The sequence below is a fragment of the Thiocystis violacea genome, from assembly GCF_016583575.1.
In the GTDB taxonomy this organism is placed as follows: domain Bacteria; phylum Pseudomonadota; class Gammaproteobacteria; order Chromatiales; family Chromatiaceae; genus Thiocystis; species Thiocystis violacea.
On record NZ_NRRG01000033.1, the window covers coordinates 1 to 18,997 of the forward strand.

Sequence of the window (18,997 nt, forward strand, 5' to 3'; positions counted from 1 at the left end):
GGGTTGACGGTGACCGTGACCGGGTTGGAGGTGGCAGGACCGTAGCTGCTGTCCCCCGCCTTGGCGGCGGTGACGTGGCATTGTCCCTCACCGGTGGCGGTGAGAAGGTTGCCGGCGAGGGTGCAGGGGCCGCTGTTCAGGGCAAAACTCACCGCGCCGGTACCGCTGCCGCCGGTGGTAGCGAGGGCACTGGTGTCATTGACGCCGAAGCTGGTCGGGCTGGCCGTGAGCACCAGGAGCGCTTGCGGGGTTTTGCCGATGCTGATGGCGACCGGGTTGGAGCTGACCGCCAGATAGTTGGCATCCGCCGCCTGCGTGGCGGTGACGGTGCAGGTGTCCGCTGTCGACCCGCCGGTGAGCGTCGTGCCGCTGATGGAACAGGTACCGGTCACCGCATAGCTGATGGCACCCGTACCGCCGCCGCCGCTGGTGCTCAGCGCGCTGGTGCCATTGAGGGCGATGCTCGTGGGGTTGACGCTGAGAACCAAGGGCTTCGGCTGGGCCTTGGCGATGCTGATGGTCTGGGTCACCTGTGGGGCGGGGCCGTAGTGGGCATTGCCCGGCTGATTGGCGGCGATGGTGCAGACGCCAGCGCTAACCATGTGTATGGCACTGCCGCTGGCGGTGCAGACCGCCGGGGTCAGGCTACTGTAGGTGACCGGCAGGGCCGAGCTGGCGCTGGCGAAAACCTGGAAGCCGCCACCAGGCGCATAGGTCGGACTGGGCGGCGGGCCGAAGCTGATGGTCTGGCTGGCGGCGCCGATGGCGAGATTGACCGTCGCCGTGGCGCTACCGCTGACGGACCCGATGCCGCGAATCGTGAAGGGGGTCGTCGCCAGAGCGGCGGTCGGCACGCCGAAGAGGGCGCCGGTGGCGTTGTTGAAGTTCAACCCGTTGGGGAGGCCGGGACTGATCGTGTAGGTCACGGTGCCGCCAAAGCCGCTCGGGATCATGTTGGCGGTCTGTGTCAGCGGGGCGCCGACGGTGCCGATGACAGTCTGGGGGTCCGGGCTCAGGCTGGCGGTCGACGGGACCGCCGGGACCACCGTCAGGGTGATCGCTCCGATATAGCCGGGATCGGGGGTGTCCGCGTAATTGATCCGGTAATGATTCAGACCCAGAACGAAGGTGCTGCCATCCTGATAGCCGTTGAAGAAGTGGTTTTTGGCCGAGGCAAATGCGCCATAGTCGATCAGGGTGAACGTCGTGCCGTCGGGCAGCACGGTGTCGTTGACGAGCGCGAGGTGCAGTTCGGCGAACGGAGCAATGTCCAGCGTGCTGCCGGCGCGGAGCTGGCCGTTCTTGAGCGCCGTGGGGTCAAGCGTCAGTTGCAGCGTCGAGAAATTGTCCAACTCCACGAGGTTGTTGGTCGTCAGGCTTTCGGTAGCGGCGAGGGCCGTGCCGGGATTACCGATCATGAGTGCACCCGCACTGCCGATGTCCAGAAGGCCTTCGCTGCCGCCCTGAATGATGACGGGTCCCACGGCCTGGAGCGTACTATCCGTTCCCACGACGATCTGGCCGTGGTTGGTCACCTGGCCCGGATCGGCGGCGCTGGCCCTCAGGACAAGGCTGCCGCCGTTCGTGGCGACCAATGCGCCAACCGCGTTACTGGTGCGATTGATGGTGATGGGTGAGCTGGGCCTGATGTCGAATCTAGCCCCGGCACTGACCAGGGTGGCCGTGTCGTTGATGACGATTTGGCCGGATGCCGGGAAGGCATAGTCCAACCCAAAGGTCACGGCCAGGCTACCCTGCCCGTTGAGCGTGAGGCTGGCGCCGGGCTCCATGACCATCGCGCCCGTCGTGGCGATGTAGTTCCCGGCACTCGATTCTTTGCCCAGGGCGAACGTGTTGGTCCCGAAGACATCGAGCACCGCGGTGTCGAGCTGGCTATCCTCATCGGTGGTCACATTGGCGCCATTGATCGTCACCCTATCGACCGCCTTCAAGCGGTTGGCGCTGCCCAGATTCAGGCGGCTGTTGAGAAAGAAGAAGTTGCCCGAGTCCAGGCGCCCGCCCTCGCCGGCGATATCCAATACCGCATTGTTCTGGAACGTCATCTTCCCAAGCTGCTCGCCGGGGGCGACCGCCGGTGTTCCGAATGTGACGAAGGATTGGTCCAGTTTCAGCGCGCCGCCGTCGATCGTCGCGACATCATCGGGGTGATTGAAGAACCAGGAGTCCGTGGCGATAGTCCCGCCCGCGAACTTGCCGAGCCGGAAGAAGGTCAGCGTGGACCCCGGCGTGACGTTCAGCGTGGTCTGGGAGCTAACCCGGCCTTTGCCCCAGTTGCTCAGCGTCGAGTCACCCGCAGCGGTCAGGGTGAAGTTGGCATCGACGTTGAAAAGCGGGGGGTTCAGGGCGGTCAGCGAGCTATCGTTGAGCGTCAGCGAGGTGGTCGTGCCGGGGCCGGGGGGGATGGGGTAAAACCGGAACTCGACATTCTGCGCATCCAGGTCCGCCCGCTCGAGCGTCAGGTTACGCAACTGGATATAGCGATCCTCCTGCTGCGACGTGCTCCAGTCCGTGCCCAGCAGGGAGGCGGGGAAACGCTGGGTGGGAAAACTTGAAGCCGGACGCCAGGTAGCCGATTCCCACGGCCCGTAGGACGGGTAGTCGTACTGCATGTCCATGTTCACATAGATTAGATTCTGGTGAACATTCGGATCATTCATGACCAGCCAGAGGGCATCGTAGATGGGATTTGAAGCCCCGATCATATTGATGAGACCCCAGGCGGGCGCCTTGTTTTCGTCCGCGCGGACGGCACCCGTGCCGCCGAGCACGAGGACTGCCGCGACCGTCAGGGTTTGCCAGAATTTAGGTAAATGCCGTTGGGTTTTCATGGTCTGGATGTCCTGACGGTTCCGCCAGCCCCGCGCGGATGGATGTCTGATCCGCCGCGTGGGGCGGCCAATCCTTCAATTGCCCGAGAATTGGGTGATTTTGCCCTTGGCATCGACGTCGCAGTAGCCCTCGGCCTTTCTGCGGGGCACGCTCCAGTTATAGGACGCGCCGCTGTCCTTGAGATCCGCCAGGCTCATGTCGCCGCTGTCGAGGCTCTCCTGGAGGCTGGCACCGACCGTGACCTGGATATCGGCCATGCTCACACCGGAAAACTTTTCGGCCACCCTGTTCTTGCAGACCTTCCCCAGACGCACCAGGGTGGCGTCGATCTTGGCCTGATCGTCGGCGAAGGCTGGGGTCATGACGCCGGCCACTAAGGTCGCGGCCAGACTGACGATGAGTGCTGTCTTCATGCGGGTATCCTCCGGTGATGAGCGATCGAGCGTCGGATGGTTTGAGTTAGCGATCCTTTAGTTCACTGATTCGGGCGTGATACTCGGCCTTGATGCAGGCCCTGATATCGGCGGCCTTGTCGCAGGCATTGCGGCTTTCCAGCCAATCCCGCTGCTCGTCTCTCAGGGTCGACTGTTCCTCATCGGAGAGACTTTTCAGCAGGACGTGGTAAAGCGATGCCAGGCTGGCATCCAGTTGGGCCAGTTCGTCATCGGTGCAGATCCGCTTTTCGACCGGCGAGGAATGGGCGTTGCACTTAAAACTCGCGTGGGCGGCCTGGGCCGACGGGCTCAAGGCCAGAGTGGCAAGAAGCATGATGAATGGATAGCGCATCGGTAGGCTCGTGGTCAGAGTGAGTCAGGAGGCGAGAGGGTCGAGACAGCATGACGACCCACATGGACCATATTTCCGCGCACGGCGGACTGTCTATCCAATATGCGAAGCCGGCTGTCCCAAATGCGAAACGCGACGCCTCCGAGCCTGACGGCGACGGCTCATGGCCGGGTCGGATCGGGGAGAGATCCGGAAGAGGCTAAATCGCTGCCAGGGAGACTGCGCTGTTTCGAGTCATGGTCATCAAAGGAGGCCGCTGCGACGCGGCTGAGTCGGATGTCTGGATGCTCGCGGGCGGGCTGGCGGCGGAGCCGCCTGAGCGTTTCCGCCGGCGGCTCGCCGAACTCACGCCGATAGGCATCGGCGAAGCGGCCCAGGTGAAAAAAGCCGAATTCCATGGCGACTTGAGTGACGGTGACGGTGGCCTCCTCGCCTCGTGCCAGGAGTGCCCGCCGGAGGCTGTGCAGACGCGCGCGGCGGATGAACGCCAGCGGGGTGCACTGGCGGTGACGCCGGAACGCCAACTGCACCGCGCGCGGCGAGACGCCGGCGAAACGCGCCATCAGGTCAACCGAAAGGGGTTGGCAGAGATTGTCAAGGATCCAGCCCTCAAGCTCGCTGAGCTTGAGCTTGCCCAGCATGGGACCGGGCGTCGCGGGGGAAGGACAGGATTCGGCGATGCAGGCCAGAAAGAGGCTGAACAAGGCATGGTCCAGGTGCTGCGCCGCTGGCCCGCGCGCGAGCGGCGTGCCGATCTGGTCCAACTCACGGGCTGTCCAGCGGCTCAGTGAGCGCAAGGCGGCGCCAGTGGGGGAAGTCAGATCGCAGTGGCTGGTCCACGGCTCGACGCGAATCCTGGGGAGTCCGCGCGCCAGCAGCGCCGCCTCGACCCGGGCCTGGGAAAAATCCAGGGCCAGGAGCCGGACCGCGCCAGTCTCCATACGCGCCTCCTGTCCAGGCGCCAGAATGACCCCGGTATCAGGCGTGGCGACGATGGATCGGCCATTGAGTCGGTGCTCGGCCGCGCCCTCTTCATGCAGATACAGGGTGAAGCGGTCGCCCCCCACCGTACAGCGCACCCGCAGAGGGGTCGGACAACGGACGTAAGTGAGCCCCATCTGCGCGATGTCCGCATGATTGACCTGGGTCTCGAAGGGGACTCGCCCCTTGATCGCCACCTCGTGCTCGCCCCACAACTCGCCGATGACCGCGCGCGACTCGTCCAGGTCGCGCGTGCTCAACAAGGGAAAGCCGGTCAGGTAGTCCGCGAGTGGATGGTCGCTCATGAGTGCCCTGGTTCCTGGTCGGCCCTCGGACGGTCGTCCGTCGGTTTGCACAGCTCGATCCGCAATGGGCCGATCGCGTCCAAGTGCAGATCACGCTGTGGATAGGCGATCTGGATGCCAGCCTTGCTGAATCGATCATTGATGGATCGATTCAGGGCGCTGATCGTCTCCACCCGCAGATCGACCGAGGCCACGAAGCAGCGCAAGACGAGGATGAGGGCATTGTCGCCAAAACTTTCGAAGATGACCGAGGGGGCCGGATCCCGCAGCACGTTCGCGTCCTCGCGCGCCGTCTCCTCCAAGAGCCGCATGGCCTCTGGGACGTTGGCGCCATAGGCGATGCCGAGCGAGATCAGAATGCGGGTCGTTTGATCGGATAGGGACCAGTTCAGCAAGCGTCCGGTGATGAACTCCTTGTTTGGCACCAGCAGCTCCTTGCCGTCCCAGTTGCGAATCGTGGTGGCGCGGATGCGGATACGGGTCACCGTGCCGTCCGTGTCGCCGACGGTAATCACGTCTCCGATCCGCACCGGCCGCTCGAACAGGATAATCAAGCCACTGACGAAGTTGGCGACAATCTCTTGCAGACCGAATCCGACGCCGACCCCGAGGGCGGCAACCAGCCATTGAAGCTCGGACCAGTCCGCACCAATGCGATCGAAGACCAGGACGATGCCGAGGATCACGATGGCGTAGCTGGTCAGGGTCGTCGCGGCATAGCGGCTCCCGGCGGCAAGCCGGGTGTGCCTGAGCAGGATGATCTCGGTCAGTGCCGGCAATCGCTTCACCAGAACCAGGGTCGCCAGCAGGTAGATGAGTGCGAGCCCGATATCCGCCAGCGTGACCGGCAGCGCGCGCGTCTCGCCGCCGACCACCGAGGGGTGATGCCAGAGGACGACATCCTGCAATAGACGCAGGGCTGGAAAAACATCGGACCAGATCATCAGAAGCAGGACGACGCCAGCGAACAGGATGGCATCGTCGAGCAGCTTGCGGCTGGTGTCGCTGAGGGCAAGGATGTCGACGTCCGATGCTTGGTCGTGGGCCTTGTTCGTTTCAGGCTCGACGCTGCGCGTGTCGCTTTCCCGCCGCGTTTCGGCGTCCGTCGAGCGCCGATCCGGCGCCGCCTCGCCAGTGAGTCGTCGACGGGCGACGCGCAGCCAGCGCAGCACGAACGCGCGCAGCACCACGAGCGTGGCGATCATCCAGGCGGTTTGCAGCAACAGGGGAAGCAGCATCCCGGCCGTATAGGGATAGCCCATGAGCGCGAGGATCCCGAGCGAAAGCGGCAGAGCGACGACCGCGATGAACGCAAGAAGATAGGATCGCCGCAAAGCCACACGCTCGTGATGGGCGCTGAAGTCACGCAGGACGCCGCGTCTGGGATGGAAGAGCCGGTAGAGCGCGAGCACCAGCGACGCGACCAGGATCAGGAAGGAGACCCGCCCGATCTCCAGGCCCATGTAAAGCGGATTCAGGTAATAGACGACAAGCATCAGCAACGCGGCCGGCAGGAACACCCAGCTCAGTCGATCCAGCTCCGCGCGCAGGTGTCGCAGGTTCTGCTCGGGCCAACGGAAGTGCGCGTCGGCCAGCCCGTCCGGTAGGCAGATCATCCGCAAGGCGCGGAGGTAGAAAAGTTGCCAGGCCAGCACGAGCAACGCCTGAGCCAGGGCATGACTGAAGTCGTTTCCTTCCGGTGAGATGCGCATCTGCCAACCTGTGACGCCCAGCAGGAGGGGCCAGATGGCGGCCGCCAGCAACGTGAGGGCGCCTGCGTGCAGGCTATCCTCGAAACGATCCGTGATGGATTCTCCGAGCCTCGTCCCGAGCTGCCGGATCCTGGCGATCAGGCGCCCGCGGATCGCCAGCAAAACCCCAAGCATGCACAGCGCCGGGAGGAACGTCTTGGAGTGCCGGGCCTGATACAGCAGCACCTTGCCCGCGACGCGCCAGCCATCAGGCGCCAGAACCCGCGCGAGCTGCTCTGGCAAGGCGCCCAGAGACGCGATCCCGACCGGTGCGGCGCTGCGAGCCCACAACAGATGCTCGTCCAGAAAGGCGTCGTAATCGTCTCGCAGGCTCACCAAGGCTTCCGTCGCTTGGGTCAGCGTTGCGAGTTGAGCGAGGGCCTGATCCTCCCGCTCGACGATGCCGCGCAGCAGGGACTGACGTGCCTGGACGAGTCCGTGGAACCGCTCCGTCTGCTCCGGCGTTGGCATGGTGCTGGCCGTTGTCGAAAGCGCCCGCAGAGCGGTGTCGGGATCATCGATCCGTCTCTGCTCGATCCGGTGCTCCAGGCGCTGGAGACCGATCGTCGCTTGCTCGCGCCCCAGCGCGTCGAGTTGCCGAGCAAGCCGCTTGCGATCGGGAAACAGCCGGCGCTGCTCAAGCAGAACGCGCCCCAGGTCCTGGCTCAGACCGCCGATCGCGATCGTCTCTCTCGCATCCTCAAGGGCGCCCGCCATGCGAGCCCGCAGACGTCCCACGGCGTCTTGCTCAGCGCCAATGCGGGAGATCCTGGCTCCCAGGAGCACAAGGGTCTGCGATAGCTCAGCGTTGCGCTGGTCCAATGCCAGAATCTCAGTCGCAAGCCCCGGTCGGACCACGTCTGGTGACACCTCGAATGACTGCGCACCGCTATTCCTCGGTGCCCAAGCCAACAACAAGAGCGCCGAGGCCGCGAGCAGCACAAGAAACCGCGACTTCGAGGAGGACAAGACAATGGCTGACATCACGCGCGAACCTCGATAGAGACATATCGCACCCGAGAAGCTGTGAAAAACCTCTCTGCGAAGAACCATGAACGCTTCTGTATCGAAAGCGTTTGGACGTGAGGAAACCCAGTTTTTTCGCAGCCTCTGGGCGTAACCCAGGCGCTTTCGCCCAGACGAGCATCTCCACGACATCATCAGCCGTTACCTCATGATCTACAATCGGCACAACCAAAAGCGCGCATTCGCGGATAAGATCATCGACTTCTGAAACGTCGATGCCGAGGGAGCACACCAGCTCCCCAAGCCTGAGTCCGTTCCCTTCAAGACTTCGAGGAGCCCATGGATTTCAAGACCGCCGACCTCTACGACCGCCACGACCGCCACGACCGCCACGCAGACGCACTGCGCGTCTGCGAGCCGCTCTTTCGCGACTTCGGCGGCAACCTCCGGTTTTTCGGCCCCATCGTCACCGTCAAATGCTTCGAGGACAACTCGCTCGTCAAGTCGACCCTGGCCGAGCCGGGTGACGGGCGCGTCCTGGTCGTCGACGCCGGTGGTTCCCTGCGCTACGCCATGCTCGGCGACCTCATCGCCGCCAGCGCGGTCGAGCAGGGCTGGGCCGGCGTCATCCTCCACGGCTGCGTGCGCGACCGCGTCGAACTCGCGCGCATGCCGCTCGGGATCAAGGCGCTCGCCAGCATCCCACGCAAGAGCCAGCGGCGCGGCGAGGGCCAGCGCGACATCCCGGTCAGCTTCGCCGGCGTGCGCTTCGCGCCGGGCGACTGGATCTACTGCGACGAGGACGGCATCCTGGTCGCGGAAGCGGCGCTCGATCTCGCGGACTGACCGCGGACCTTGGCACCCCTCGGGCGCCGCTCTGATAGACTCGAACGGAGTCATCAAGCAACGCGACGTCACATCAATCGAGGATTGACCTCATGGCGACCACGCCACCCCTCGCCCGCGAGCCAGAGGCCCAACTACTCGGCCGCCTGGAATTTCGCCTGCCGCCCGCCCTAGGCCACGACGACGAACAGCTCTTCGCGATCTGCCAAGCCAATCGCGAGCTGAGGATCGAGCGCAACGCCGATGGAGATCTGGAGATCATGTCACCGACTGGAGCGGAAACTGGGGTAAGGAACGCCGGGCTAACCAGCGATATGGTGGCTTGGGCAAGAACGGACGGCCGCGGCCTTATCTTCGATTCATCCACCGGCTTCCTGCTCCCCAACGGCGCCATGCGCTCGCCGGACGTCGCCTGGGTGTTGCGCGCCCATCTGGCGACCCTGAACCCCGAGCAGAAGCGCCGCTTTCTCCCGCTCGTACCCGATCTGGTGATCGAACTGGCCTCGCCCAGCGACCAGCCCGCCACGCTGCGGACCAAGATGGCCGAATGGCGCGACAACGGCGTCCCACTCGGCTGGCTGATCCTCCCCGACGAGCGTCAGGTCTGGTGTTACCGCATCGGCGCTGATCCGATCTGTCTCGATGATCCCCAGACACTCAGCGACGCCGATCACCTGCCCGGCCTGAGCCTACCACTCGCCCCCATCTGGATACCCGACCTCTGACCGGAACGGACCACCAACGGTCGCACCCCAGCCAACGGGCGCTGACACCTGCCCACTGACAACTGACAACTGATCCTTATGGCCTGGACCGAAGCCAAACTCATCGCCGAAGCCATCCTGGAAGGTTTCGAGCGCCATTACCGTCTCTTCCGCGAGATCACCGAGAGCGCCCGGACGCGTTTCGAGGAGGCCGACTGGCCCGCCGTCCAGACCGCCGCGCGCGATCGCATCGGCTTCTACGATCAGCGCGTCGGCGAGACGGTCGCCCTGCTGCGTCGCGAATTCCATCTGCGCGATCCGAGCGACATCCTCTGGCGGCGGGTCAAGGTCGAATACATGCGTCTGCTGCCCCAGCTCAACCAGCCGGAATTGGCCGAGACCTTCTACAATTCGGTCTTCTGCCGCCTGTTCGACCGTCACTATTACAACAACAGCTACATCTTCGTCTGGCCGCTCATCTCCACCGAGCATCTGGAGGCCGAGGTTCCCATCTTCCGGCCCTATTATCCGGCCCGCGACGGCTTTGCCCGCGTCCTCGCGCGGATCCTCAAGGACGCCGGCTTCAACCGCCGCTTCCGGGATCTCCGGCGCGATGTCCGCTGTCTGCTGCTCGCCATCCGCTCGCGTTTCCCGGCCAACCGGGCGATTCAACAGAACTTCCAGCTCGCCGTGCTTTGCGCGCCCTTCTACCGCAACAAAGGCGCTTACATCATCGGCAAGGCGATCAATGGCGCGGACCAGATCCCCTTCGTCATCCCCATCCTCAACGACGAGGAGCGCGAACTCTATGTCGACAGCCTGCTGACCGGCGAGGACGAGATCTCGGACGTCTTCAGCTTCTCGCGCGCCTATTTCATGATGGATACCGAGGTGCCGGCGGCGGTCGTCGACTTCCTGCGTCCCCTGATGCCGCGCAAGGGCAAGGCGGAACTCTATACCTCGATCGGGCTGCAAAAGTTCGGCAAGGCCGAGTTCTATCGGGATTTCCTCAAGCACCTGCGTTACTCCTCGGACGACTTCGTGGTCGCCCCCGGCATTCGCGGCATGGTGATGTGCGTCTTCACGCTCCCGTCCTTCCCCTTCGTCTTCAAGGTCATCAAGGACCGCTTCCCGCCGCCCAAGGAGATGACCCGCGAGCAGGTGAAGGAGAAATACCAGTTGGTGAAGATGCACGATCGGGTCGGACGCATGGCCGACTCCTGGGAGTATTCGCACGTCGCCTTTCCGCTCGAGCGTTTCTCGCCCGCCCTGCGGGAGATGCTGGAGGCCGAATGCGCCGCCAGCATCGAGCCGGTCGGCGACCAGCTTATCCTCAAGCACCTCTATATCGAGCGGCGCATGTCGCCCCTGAACCTCTATCTGCACACCGCCGACGACGAGGACATCCAGCACGCCATCGGCGAGTACGGCGACGCCATCAAGCAACTCGCCGCCGCCAACATCTTCCCCGGCGACTTCCTCTTCAAGAACTTCGGTGTCACCCGCCAGGGCCGGGTGGTCTTCTACGACTACGACGAACTCTGCTATCTCACCGAGTGCCACTTCCGCGAGATCCCGGAGGCCCCCTATCCGGAGATGGAAATGAGCGAGGAGGCCTGGTACACCGCCGGCCCCAACGATGTCTTTCCGGAGGAGTTCGAGACCTTCCTGCTCACCGATCCGCGCATCCGCAAGGTCTTTCGCGCGCGGCATCGCGAGTTGCTCGATCCCCTTTGGTGGCGCGCGCGCCAGGAGCACATCCGCGCCGGACATCTGGAGGATGTCTTCCCCTATCCGATCGAACGCCGCTTCCGCAAGGACCGGGAGGAATTCCCGAGGCGCTATCCCCATCTCGGCGGTTGAGCGACGGGTCGCCCCGTCTTGCCGCGCCATTGCCGGAGTTCCGCCATGTCCCGCCTGAAACTGCCCATTGGGATTCAGACCTTCGCCAAGCTGCGCGAGGATGAGTGTTACTACGTTGATAAGACGGCGTTTGCCTGGCAACTGATCGAGCAGGGGACGCATTACTTTCTTTCACGCCCCCGGCGTTTCGGCAAATCGCTGTTTCTCGACACCCTCGCCGAGCTGTTCGCCGGCAACGAGCCGCTGTTTCGCGGACTCTTCATCCATGAGCCCTGGGACTGGTCGCGTTCCGCCCCGGTCATTCGGCTGAGCTTTGGCGGCGGGGTGGTCGAGAGTCGCGCCGACCTGGATCGACGCATCCGCGCGTTGCTGCATCACAATGGGCAGGCGTTGGGGGTGAGCTGTCGCGATGGCGCGGATATCGTCGACTGTTTCGGGGAGTTGATCGAGCGGGCGCACACCATGAGCGGCGAGCGGGTGGTGGTGCTGGTCGACGAGTACGATAAGCCGATCCTCGACAACCTGACTCGCCTCGAGGTCGCGCGCGAGGTACGCGACGGACTGCGCAATCTCTACTCGGTCATCAAGGACGCCGACGCCCATATCCGCTTCGCCTTCCTCACCGGGGTTAGCAAGTTCAGCAAGGTGAGTATTTTCTCGGGACTGAACAACCTCAACGACATCAGCGTCGATGCCGAATATTCGGCGCTGTGCGGCTACACCGAGCGGGATCTGGAGACGGTGTTCGCACCCGAGCTGGAGGGTCTGGATCGCGCCGAGATCCGCCGTTGGTACAACGGCTACAACTGGACCGGCGAATCGGTCTATAACCCCTTCGATGTCCTGCTGCTGTTTCAGAAGCGCCAGTTCCGCCCCTGGTGGTTCGAGACCGGCACGCCGAGCTTTCTGGTCGAGGTGCTCACCGAGCGCGGCTATTTCACCCCGGATCTGGCGCGCCGCCAGACCAGCCTGGAACTGCTTTCGAGCTTTGACATCGAGCGCATCGACAGCGACGCGCTCCTGTTCCAGACCGGCTACCTGACGATTCAGTCGGTCGAGGAGCCGCTGACCGGCTATTGGGTCTACACCCTCGGCTATCCCAACCAGGAGGTCGAGACCAGTCTCAACGCCGCCCTGCTCATCGGCTATGGCGCGGACGGTCAGCGGGCCTTCGCCAATCGGCTGCGTCTGCTCCAATTGCTCGACGCCGGCGACTGTGCCGGACTGCATGGCCTGTTCGACGCCTTTTTCGCCAGCATCCCCAGCGACTGGTACCGCGGCAATCCGATCGCGCGCTATGAGGGACATTACGCCAGCGTCTTCTATTCCTACTTCGCCGCGCTCGGACTGGACATCGTTCTGGAAGAGAACAGCCGCCAGGGTCGGCTGGACATGGGCGTGCGCTTCAAGGGACGTGTCTATCTGTTCGAATTCAAGGTCGTGGAACTGGAGCCCGAGGGGCGGGCGCTGGAGCAGATCAAGGCGCGTGGCTATGCCGACAAGTACCGGGCCGAGGGCCAGCCAATCCACCTGATCGGGGTGGAGTTCAGCCGCGAGCGACGCGCGGTGGTCGGCTTCGAGGTGGAGACCCTCGCGCCTACTGGATCCTAGCCCAGCAGGGGGTGGATCGGTCCGGGGCGCATGGCCGGCGCGTTCACCCGGCGAGGCTCGGGTTTCTGTCCGATCGCCAAGCGCCTATACTGCGTCGCTGACAAAACAATACTTCGGATAGCCGTCGAGACGAGGACAAGCATGCATAACGGTACCAGCCTTACCCAGTTCATCATCGAGGAACAGCGCCATGTCGCCGGTGCGACGGGTGATTTCACCTCGCTCCTCAATGACGTGGTCACGGCCTGCAAGGTCATCAGCAACATGGTCAACCACGGCGCCCTGGTGGGTGTCCTGGGAAGTGCCGACACGGAGAATGTCCAGGGCGAGACCCAGAAGAAGATGGACGTCCTCTCCAACGAGGTCTTCATCAAGTCCAACGAGTGGGCGGGTCATCTGGGCGCCATGGCCTCGGAGGAAATGGATGAGATCTATCCCATTCCACGCCAGTATCCGCGCGGTAAGTATCTGCTGACCTTCGATCCGCTGGATGGCTCGTCCAACATCGATGTCAACGTCTCGGTGGGGACCATTTTTTCCATCCTGCGCTGCCCGGGCGGCGGTCAGGAGGCGACCGAGCGCGATTTTCTCCAGGCCGGAACGCAGCAGGTGGCGGCGGGCTATGCCCTCTACGGTCCTTCCACCATGATCGTGCTGACCACCGGCAAGGGGGTGAATGGCTTCACCCTGGATCAGAACATCGGTGAGTTCATCCTGACCCATCCCAAGATGACGATCCCGGCCGATACGCGCGAGTTCGCCATCAATGCCTCCAACATGCGGTTCTGGGAGCCGCCGGTGCGCCGTTATGTCCAGGAGTGTCTGGACGGCAAGGAAGGACCGCGCGGCGATGACTTCAACATGCGCTGGATCGCCTCCATGGTGGCCGAGGTGCATCGCATCCTGACCCGCGGCGGTATTTTCATGTATCCCATGGACTCCAAGATGAAGGAGAAGGGGCAGGGCGGTAAGCTGCGCCTGCTCTACGAGGCCAATCCCATGTCCTTCATCGTCGAGCAGGCCGGCGGCGGCTCCATCACGGGGACCGAGCGCATCCTGGAGTTGCAGCCCGAGTCACTGCATCAGCGGGTGCCGGTGATTCTCGGATCCAAGAACGAGGTCGAGCGTATCCTGGGCTATCACCAGCCGGCTTGAGCCGGGGTTGCCGTCTTGGCCGATTCGGCCAGGGCACCCCCGAAGCCTGATCATGACGCCGGATCCGCGTTGGGCGGGTCCGGCGTTTTTTGTTGGCACCAGAGAGGTCATATCCAGCATGATCGACGAGCTACGCCGCGCGCCCCTGCTGTCGCGGTTGGAAGCGGAACAACTGCAACGGGTGGTCCGGCATGCCGCGCGGGTGAAACTGACCACCGACCAGCTTCTGTTCAGCCAGGGCGATGCCGCCAATCGCTTTTATCTGCTGCTCGCCGGTCGGATGCGGCTCTTTCGTCTCTCCCCGGAAGGGGCGGAGAAGGTGATCGAGATCGTGAGCCCTGGGCAAACCTTCGCCGAGGCGCTGATGTTTCTCAACGCGCCGCGCTATCCGGTGTGCGCCTCGGCGCTCGTCGATTCGGAGCTGATCGCGATCGATGCCCTGGATTTCGCCGGTATGCTGCGTGAGTCGGTCGATAGCTGCTTTCTGCTGCTGGGGGCCTTGAGCCAGCGGTTGCGCGGTCTGATCGGCGAGATCGACGATCTCACCCTGCACACGGCGACCAGTCGTGTCGCCCGTTATCTGGCCTCGATGATCCCGCCTGGAGAACGCTCGCTGGAGCTGGATGTGCGCAAGGGCGTGCTGGCCTCGCGTCTGTCGGTGCAGCCGGAAACCTTCTCGCGGGTCGTCAAATCGCTGACCGACCAGGGGGTGATCAGCATGCAGGGCAGTCAGGTCGAGGTGCTCGATCCCGATGCCTTGATGCGGATCGCGGAGTTGCGCGACGCCCTCGAACCGGGGCCGCTCTCCATCGGTTCGCTGGGATCGCAGCGTCCCTAGAGCGCCCCCGGTCGCGGCGGCTCGGCGGGAAGCGGGGCGCCGCTTGAGCGATCGGCGCCGTCCACGAGATAAAGCGCCTGGAAGGTCTCGCGATCCACCGGGCGGCCCAGATGAAATCCCTGGCCGATGTCGCATCCGTTGCGGCGGAGGAATTCGTACTGCTCCGGGTTTTCGATCCCCTCGGCCACGACCGGGTAGCCGAGATGACCGGCCATGGAGAGGATGCAGCCGGCGATGACGTCCGCCGAGGATTGCTCGGCCAGATCCTTCACGAATTCGCGATCCAGCTTGATGCCGCTGGCGGGGTAGTTCTTGATCGATTTCAGGGACGAGTAGCCGGTGCCGAAATCGTCGATCCAGACCTCGAACCCGACCGTGCGCAGCGACCGGATATTGGCGAGCGCCTGCTCCTCGTTGCGGGCAATGGCGGTTTCGGTGATCTCGAGATGCAAGCGTTCCACGGGAACCGACTCCTGCTCCAGGATGGCGCGGAAGCGCGCGCCCAGATCGGTCTGGCTCAGCTCGATCGCGGAGACGTTGATGGCGAGTGGGATGCGCGGGAAGCCCAGCGCGTCCCAGGACCGGATCTGGCGGCAGGTCCGGCGCATCACCCACTCGCCGATCTCCACGATCTGGCCGGTACTTTCCGCGACCGGGATGAAGCTGGACGGGGGTAGGGGCGTGCCGTCGCCGAGCGTGAGTCGCAGCAGAACCTCGGCCCCGGCCAGGCGTCTGTCCGCCAGATGGAACAGGGGCTGGAAATGCAGGGTGAAGGAATCCTTGCGCAACGCCTCCTGGAGCAGGGATTCGGTGCGCAGGTGGGTCGAGCCCAACTCCGCCCAGCCGGGCTCGTAGAGGACGTGTTTGTTACGACCGGTGATCTTGGCGCGTTTGAGCGCACTGTCCGCGTTGCGGAGCATGACCTCGGCGGAGGTTGCCTCAAGGAGTCCTTCCGAGGAGGCGAGGCCGATGCTGACCGAGAGATAGAGCCGCGATCCGTGCTGGAGAAAGCCCTCGGCGATGTGGCTGTGCAGATGGTGGGCGAGTTCGGCGAGGCGCCGTGGATCGCGCACCCGCGCGAGCGCGATGCCGAATTCGTCCGCGCCGGTGCGCGCGAAGCAGATGTCGTGCTCGGCGATGCCGATGGTGTCCTGGACGAGTTGGGAGCGCAGCGCGCCATCGAGCCGCAGCGCGACCTCGCGCAGCACCTGGTCCCCGGTCTCGCAACCAAGCTCCCGGTTGACGCGATGGAAGCCGTCGATATCGAGCAGCAGGGTGGCCACCGCCAGGCGGGGTGTGCGGCCCAGGATCGCTTGCTGGAGGAAGCGCATGAAGTGGGCGCGATGGGCGAGCCCGGTCAGTTGATCCGCCGGGATGGCGATGTCCTCGCCGAGGCGCGCGCCGTTTGCCTCGTCTGGATCCGAATGGCTCGGCACCAGAAAGGACTCGGCGCCGCCCTGCAGGCGATCGAGCGTCAGGCCGGCGAGATCGGCCAGCGCGCCCAACGCCTCCTGGAGATGGTTGGGGATCCGCTGATCGACCCAGATGGCGACGCCATAGATGCGGTTGGCGGTCGCGATCCTGAGCAGGAGGGCGGTTTCGTCCAGTTGCGTGAGCCACCAGGAGGCTCCCTGTTTCAGGGCCTGGGCGAAACGGCCCTGCTCGATCAGCCGTTCCGTCAGTTCGCGCAGCCATGACTCGGAGTCGACGGGCAAGCAGTGGACAAGCTCGAAACAGGCATCCGGCTGACGCAGCAGAATACCGATGCGGGCCTCGGGCAGGAGCAGCCGCGAACTCTGATCGAGCACACCGAACAGCTCGGACAGCGTCCGACACAAGGGCACGCGCGCCATGGCCGCGCGCAGGACGTTGAGCGCCAGCGGATGGAAGCAGGCCGAGGAGCCCGGCGAGAGGTCGCCTGGCGATTCGGCGGGGGCCATCAGCCTCGGGTGCGGGACTGGATTCATCGGAATCTCCAGGTTGAAACCTCCCCCTTCAGGGGGATACTGCCGCACGGGAGAGGCGTAACCTCTTGTGTGCCGTATCGCCCGGCTTGGCCGGGCGTGGATTGAAACATTCAGGACTCCAGAAAGGCGGACGTGACGTCTCGCGTGGTGCGGATGGTGGTTTCGACGATGGCGGGAAGATGTCCGATATCGAGTCCCGTCAGGCGCCAGGCCTGATTGTCCAGGGTCGGAACCCAGCGCGTGCCGCTGGTGCCGAGCCTGAGACTGTTCACGATCAGATCCGCGACATGGGCGGCGGCGGTTTCGGGCGTCGGTGGCTGGTCGCGCGAGGGCGCATGGTGACCGGCGGCGGCGGCGCGAAAGACCTCGGGAATCCTCCAGTGTTCGAGCAGGGCCTCGCCGATCTCGGCATGGGTGGTGCCGAGGTACTGGCGCTCCAGGTCATGGAGATGGCCCTGGCGTTCGCGATGGGCTTGCAGCGCCGCGCCCATGTCGAGCGGTTCCAGGATGTAGAGCGGCAGGCGGCCGATGTCATGGAGCAGTCCGGCCAGGTAGGCGTGCTCGGGGCTGCCCTGGCCGCCCTGGCGCGCGATGAGGCGGGCCGCGATGCCGCAGGCGATGCCGTGCTCCCAGAAGGAGCGCATCGATACCAGGCCGAGCGGCAGATCGCGGAACACCGAGACAAGCGAGGTGGCCAGCACCAGATGATGGGTTTCGGTGACGCCGATGATGGTGAGTGCCCGCGGGACGCTGTCGACCTTGGCCGAGAGTCCGTAGAGCGCGCTGTTGGCGACCCGCAGCAGGCGAGCGGTCATGGCGGGATCGGTTTCGATGAGGCGGGCCGCCGTCTCCAGCGAACCGTCCGGGTCGTCGAGGGTCTCGCGCACGCGCTCGTAGATGGGGGGCAGGGAGGGCAGATCGCCGAGGCGTTCGATGATGTTCCTGACGCTCATCCACGGACTCCCTCAAGGTTGGCCGAGCGCTCGTCGCAGGCAGAGCTGATGCAGCGCCTGGACCGTGGGGTGATCGAGATTGCTCAGGCTGAACTGCGTGTCGAGCAACTGGTGGATCTCCGCGATGGCCTTGGGATCGCGGATCTCGCGTGGATTGGGAGCCTCGTCCGAGGTGATCTCGACCTCATGGATTCCCCATGACTTGAAGGCCCGGATCTGGCGCTCCGTGATGGCGAGGCCGGCGCGCATCAGGATATGTCCATGAGGATCGTGGATGTCCTTGGCGAGCCGCATCCCTGGCTGGATGTCTTCTATGCGCATGGTTCGCTCCTCGATCGAGGGACTCTGAGGGATTCTCCGTTGCTCGTCGTTCACTCCATTCTGTTGGCCGGCTCGGGCTTGCGAACTGTAGGGGCGAATTCATTCGCCCCTGCATCCGCGCCATCAACGCGGTCAATCCATTCGCCCCGCCGGCATCGGGAACATCCCATTCATTCGGATACGGCGCAAGTCATAATCCGGGCTTGGCCCAGCCTCATTGGGTCAGGCGTTCCTCGGCCTCGCGATATTTGGCCGCGGTCCGGTCGATGATCGCCTGAGGCAGCTCGGGGCCGGGCGGGGTCTTGTCCCAGTCCAGGGTCTCAAGATAATCGCGAACGAATTGTTTGTCGAAGCTTGGCGGGCTGGAGCCCGGCTGGTATTGGTCCGCCGGCCAGAAGCGGGAGGAGTCCGGGGTCAGCGCCTCGTCGATCAGATGGAGTCGGCCCTCGTCGTCGAGCCCGAATTCGAATTTGGTATCCGCGATGATGATGCCGCGTCCAAGGGCATAGGCGGCGCACTGGGTATAGATGGCGAGACTGGTGTCGCGCACCTGCTCGGCCAACTCCCGGCCCAGGAGCGCGACCGTGCGGGCGAAGTCGACGTTTTCGTCGTGGGCTCCCAGTTCCGCCTTGGTCGATGGTGTGAAGATGGCCCCGGGGAGGCGATCGGCCTGGCGCAGCCCGCGTGGCAGGGCGATACCGCAGATCGCGCCGCTCGACTGATAATCCTTCCAGCCGGAGCCGATCAGATAGCCGCGCACGATCGCCTCGACCGGCAGGGGCTTGAGCCGCCGAACGACCATGGCGCGCTCGCCAAGCTGGTCGAGCGTGGCCGGATCCGTCACGATGGCCGCGACCGGGATCTCGGTCAGATGATTCGGGATCAGGCCCGAGGTGCGGGCGAACCAGAAGCGGGAGAGGCGCGAGAGCACCTCGCCCTTGCCTGGAATGGGTTGGGGCAGCACGACATCGAACGCGGACAGGCGGTCGGTGGCGACCACCAGCAGATGATCCGAACCGACCTCGTAGAGGTCGCGGACCTTGCCGCGGCCGATCAATGGGAGGTTCGAGAGATTGGATTGGTACAAGGCTGGCATGAAG

At 64.4% G+C, this 18,997-nt stretch carries 15 protein-coding genes; 6 read left to right on the top strand and 9 right to left on the bottom strand.

Going from position 1 to position 18,997, the window contains the following annotated elements:
• The 5 genes from CKO27_RS15225 to CKO27_RS15245 form a co-directional block, all read right to left on the bottom strand.
• Positions 1–2,849: putative Ig domain-containing protein (locus tag CKO27_RS15225; protein ID WP_200375760.1), on the bottom strand; the 2,849-nt coding region annotated here is incomplete at its 3' end.
• Positions 2,850–2,924: 75 nt separating this feature from the next.
• Positions 2,925–3,263, bottom strand: a complete 339-nt coding sequence (locus tag CKO27_RS15230) for a hypothetical protein (RefSeq protein ID WP_200375761.1) — start codon at positions 3,261–3,263, stop codon at positions 2,925–2,927.
• Between the two features lie 46 nt (positions 3,264–3,309).
• On the bottom strand, positions 3,310–3,636 hold the full coding sequence (locus tag CKO27_RS15235; protein WP_200375762.1) for a lysozyme inhibitor LprI family protein: 327 nt from the start codon (positions 3,634–3,636) through the stop codon (positions 3,310–3,312).
• Between the two features lie 161 nt (positions 3,637–3,797).
• The gene (locus CKO27_RS15240) at positions 3,798–4,922 is read right to left on the bottom strand and encodes an AraC family transcriptional regulator (RefSeq protein WP_200375763.1); all 1,125 of its coding nucleotides are present in this window, start codon (positions 4,920–4,922) and stop codon (positions 3,798–3,800) included.
• Complete coding sequence (locus CKO27_RS15245) at positions 4,919–7,411, bottom strand: mechanosensitive ion channel domain-containing protein (RefSeq protein WP_200375764.1); 2,493 nt, start codon at positions 7,409–7,411, stop codon at positions 4,919–4,921. Before CKO27_RS15245 ends, CKO27_RS15240 begins: the two co-directional genes overlap by 4 nt.
• A 567-nt stretch (positions 7,412–7,978) precedes the next feature.
• On the opposite strand from CKO27_RS15245, the gene rraA reads away from it, so the two are divergent.
• From rraA to CKO27_RS15275, 6 genes are all read left to right on the top strand, one after another.
• Positions 7,979–8,485: a ribonuclease E activity regulator RraA gene (rraA, locus tag CKO27_RS15250; RefSeq protein WP_200375765.1), complete on the top strand. Its 507-nt coding sequence runs from the start codon at positions 7,979–7,981 to the stop codon at positions 8,483–8,485.
• Between the two features lie 92 nt (positions 8,486–8,577).
• The gene (locus tag CKO27_RS15255; RefSeq protein WP_200375766.1) at positions 8,578–9,210 is read left to right on the top strand and encodes a Uma2 family endonuclease; all 633 of its coding nucleotides are present in this window, start codon (positions 8,578–8,580) and stop codon (positions 9,208–9,210) included.
• A gap of 78 nt (positions 9,211–9,288) precedes the next feature.
• A complete protein-coding gene (gene aceK / locus CKO27_RS15260; protein WP_200375767.1) occupies positions 9,289–11,052 on the top strand; it encodes a bifunctional isocitrate dehydrogenase kinase/phosphatase in 1,764 nt (587 codons plus the stop codon).
• 45 nt (positions 11,053–11,097) lie between these two features.
• Complete coding sequence (locus tag CKO27_RS15265; protein WP_200375768.1) at positions 11,098–12,663, top strand: ATP-binding protein; 1,566 nt, start codon at positions 11,098–11,100, stop codon at positions 12,661–12,663.
• Between the two features lie 141 nt (positions 12,664–12,804).
• Positions 12,805–13,818 carry a class 1 fructose-bisphosphatase gene (locus CKO27_RS15270; protein ID WP_200375769.1) on the top strand — a complete coding sequence of 338 codons (1,014 nt, stop codon included), beginning with the start codon at positions 12,805–12,807 and terminating at the stop codon, positions 13,816–13,818.
• 118 nt (positions 13,819–13,936) lie between these two features.
• Complete coding sequence (locus tag CKO27_RS15275) at positions 13,937–14,656, top strand: Crp/Fnr family transcriptional regulator (RefSeq protein WP_200375770.1); 720 nt, start codon at positions 13,937–13,939, stop codon at positions 14,654–14,656.
• On the opposite strand, the gene CKO27_RS15280 is transcribed toward CKO27_RS15275, so the two are convergent.
• From CKO27_RS15280 to CKO27_RS15295, 4 genes are all read right to left on the bottom strand, one after another.
• The gene (locus CKO27_RS15280; protein ID WP_200375771.1) at positions 14,653–16,623 is read right to left on the bottom strand and encodes a putative bifunctional diguanylate cyclase/phosphodiesterase; all 1,971 of its coding nucleotides are present in this window, start codon (positions 16,621–16,623) and stop codon (positions 14,653–14,655) included. The genes CKO27_RS15275 and CKO27_RS15280 overlap by 4 nt on opposite strands.
• A gap of 110 nt (positions 16,624–16,733) precedes the next feature.
• Positions 16,734–17,576: an HDOD domain-containing protein gene (locus CKO27_RS15285; RefSeq protein ID WP_200375772.1), complete on the bottom strand. Its 843-nt coding sequence runs from the start codon at positions 17,574–17,576 to the stop codon at positions 16,734–16,736.
• Positions 17,577–17,588: 12 nt separating this feature from the next.
• On the bottom strand, positions 17,589–17,897 hold the full coding sequence (locus CKO27_RS15290; RefSeq protein ID WP_200375773.1) for a hypothetical protein: 309 nt from the start codon (positions 17,895–17,897) through the stop codon (positions 17,589–17,591).
• Between the two features lie 214 nt (positions 17,898–18,111).
• The gene (locus tag CKO27_RS15295; RefSeq protein WP_200375774.1) at positions 18,112–18,993 is read right to left on the bottom strand and encodes a phosphoribosylaminoimidazolesuccinocarboxamide synthase; all 882 of its coding nucleotides are present in this window, start codon (positions 18,991–18,993) and stop codon (positions 18,112–18,114) included.
• Positions 18,994–18,997 lie beyond the last annotated feature (4 nt).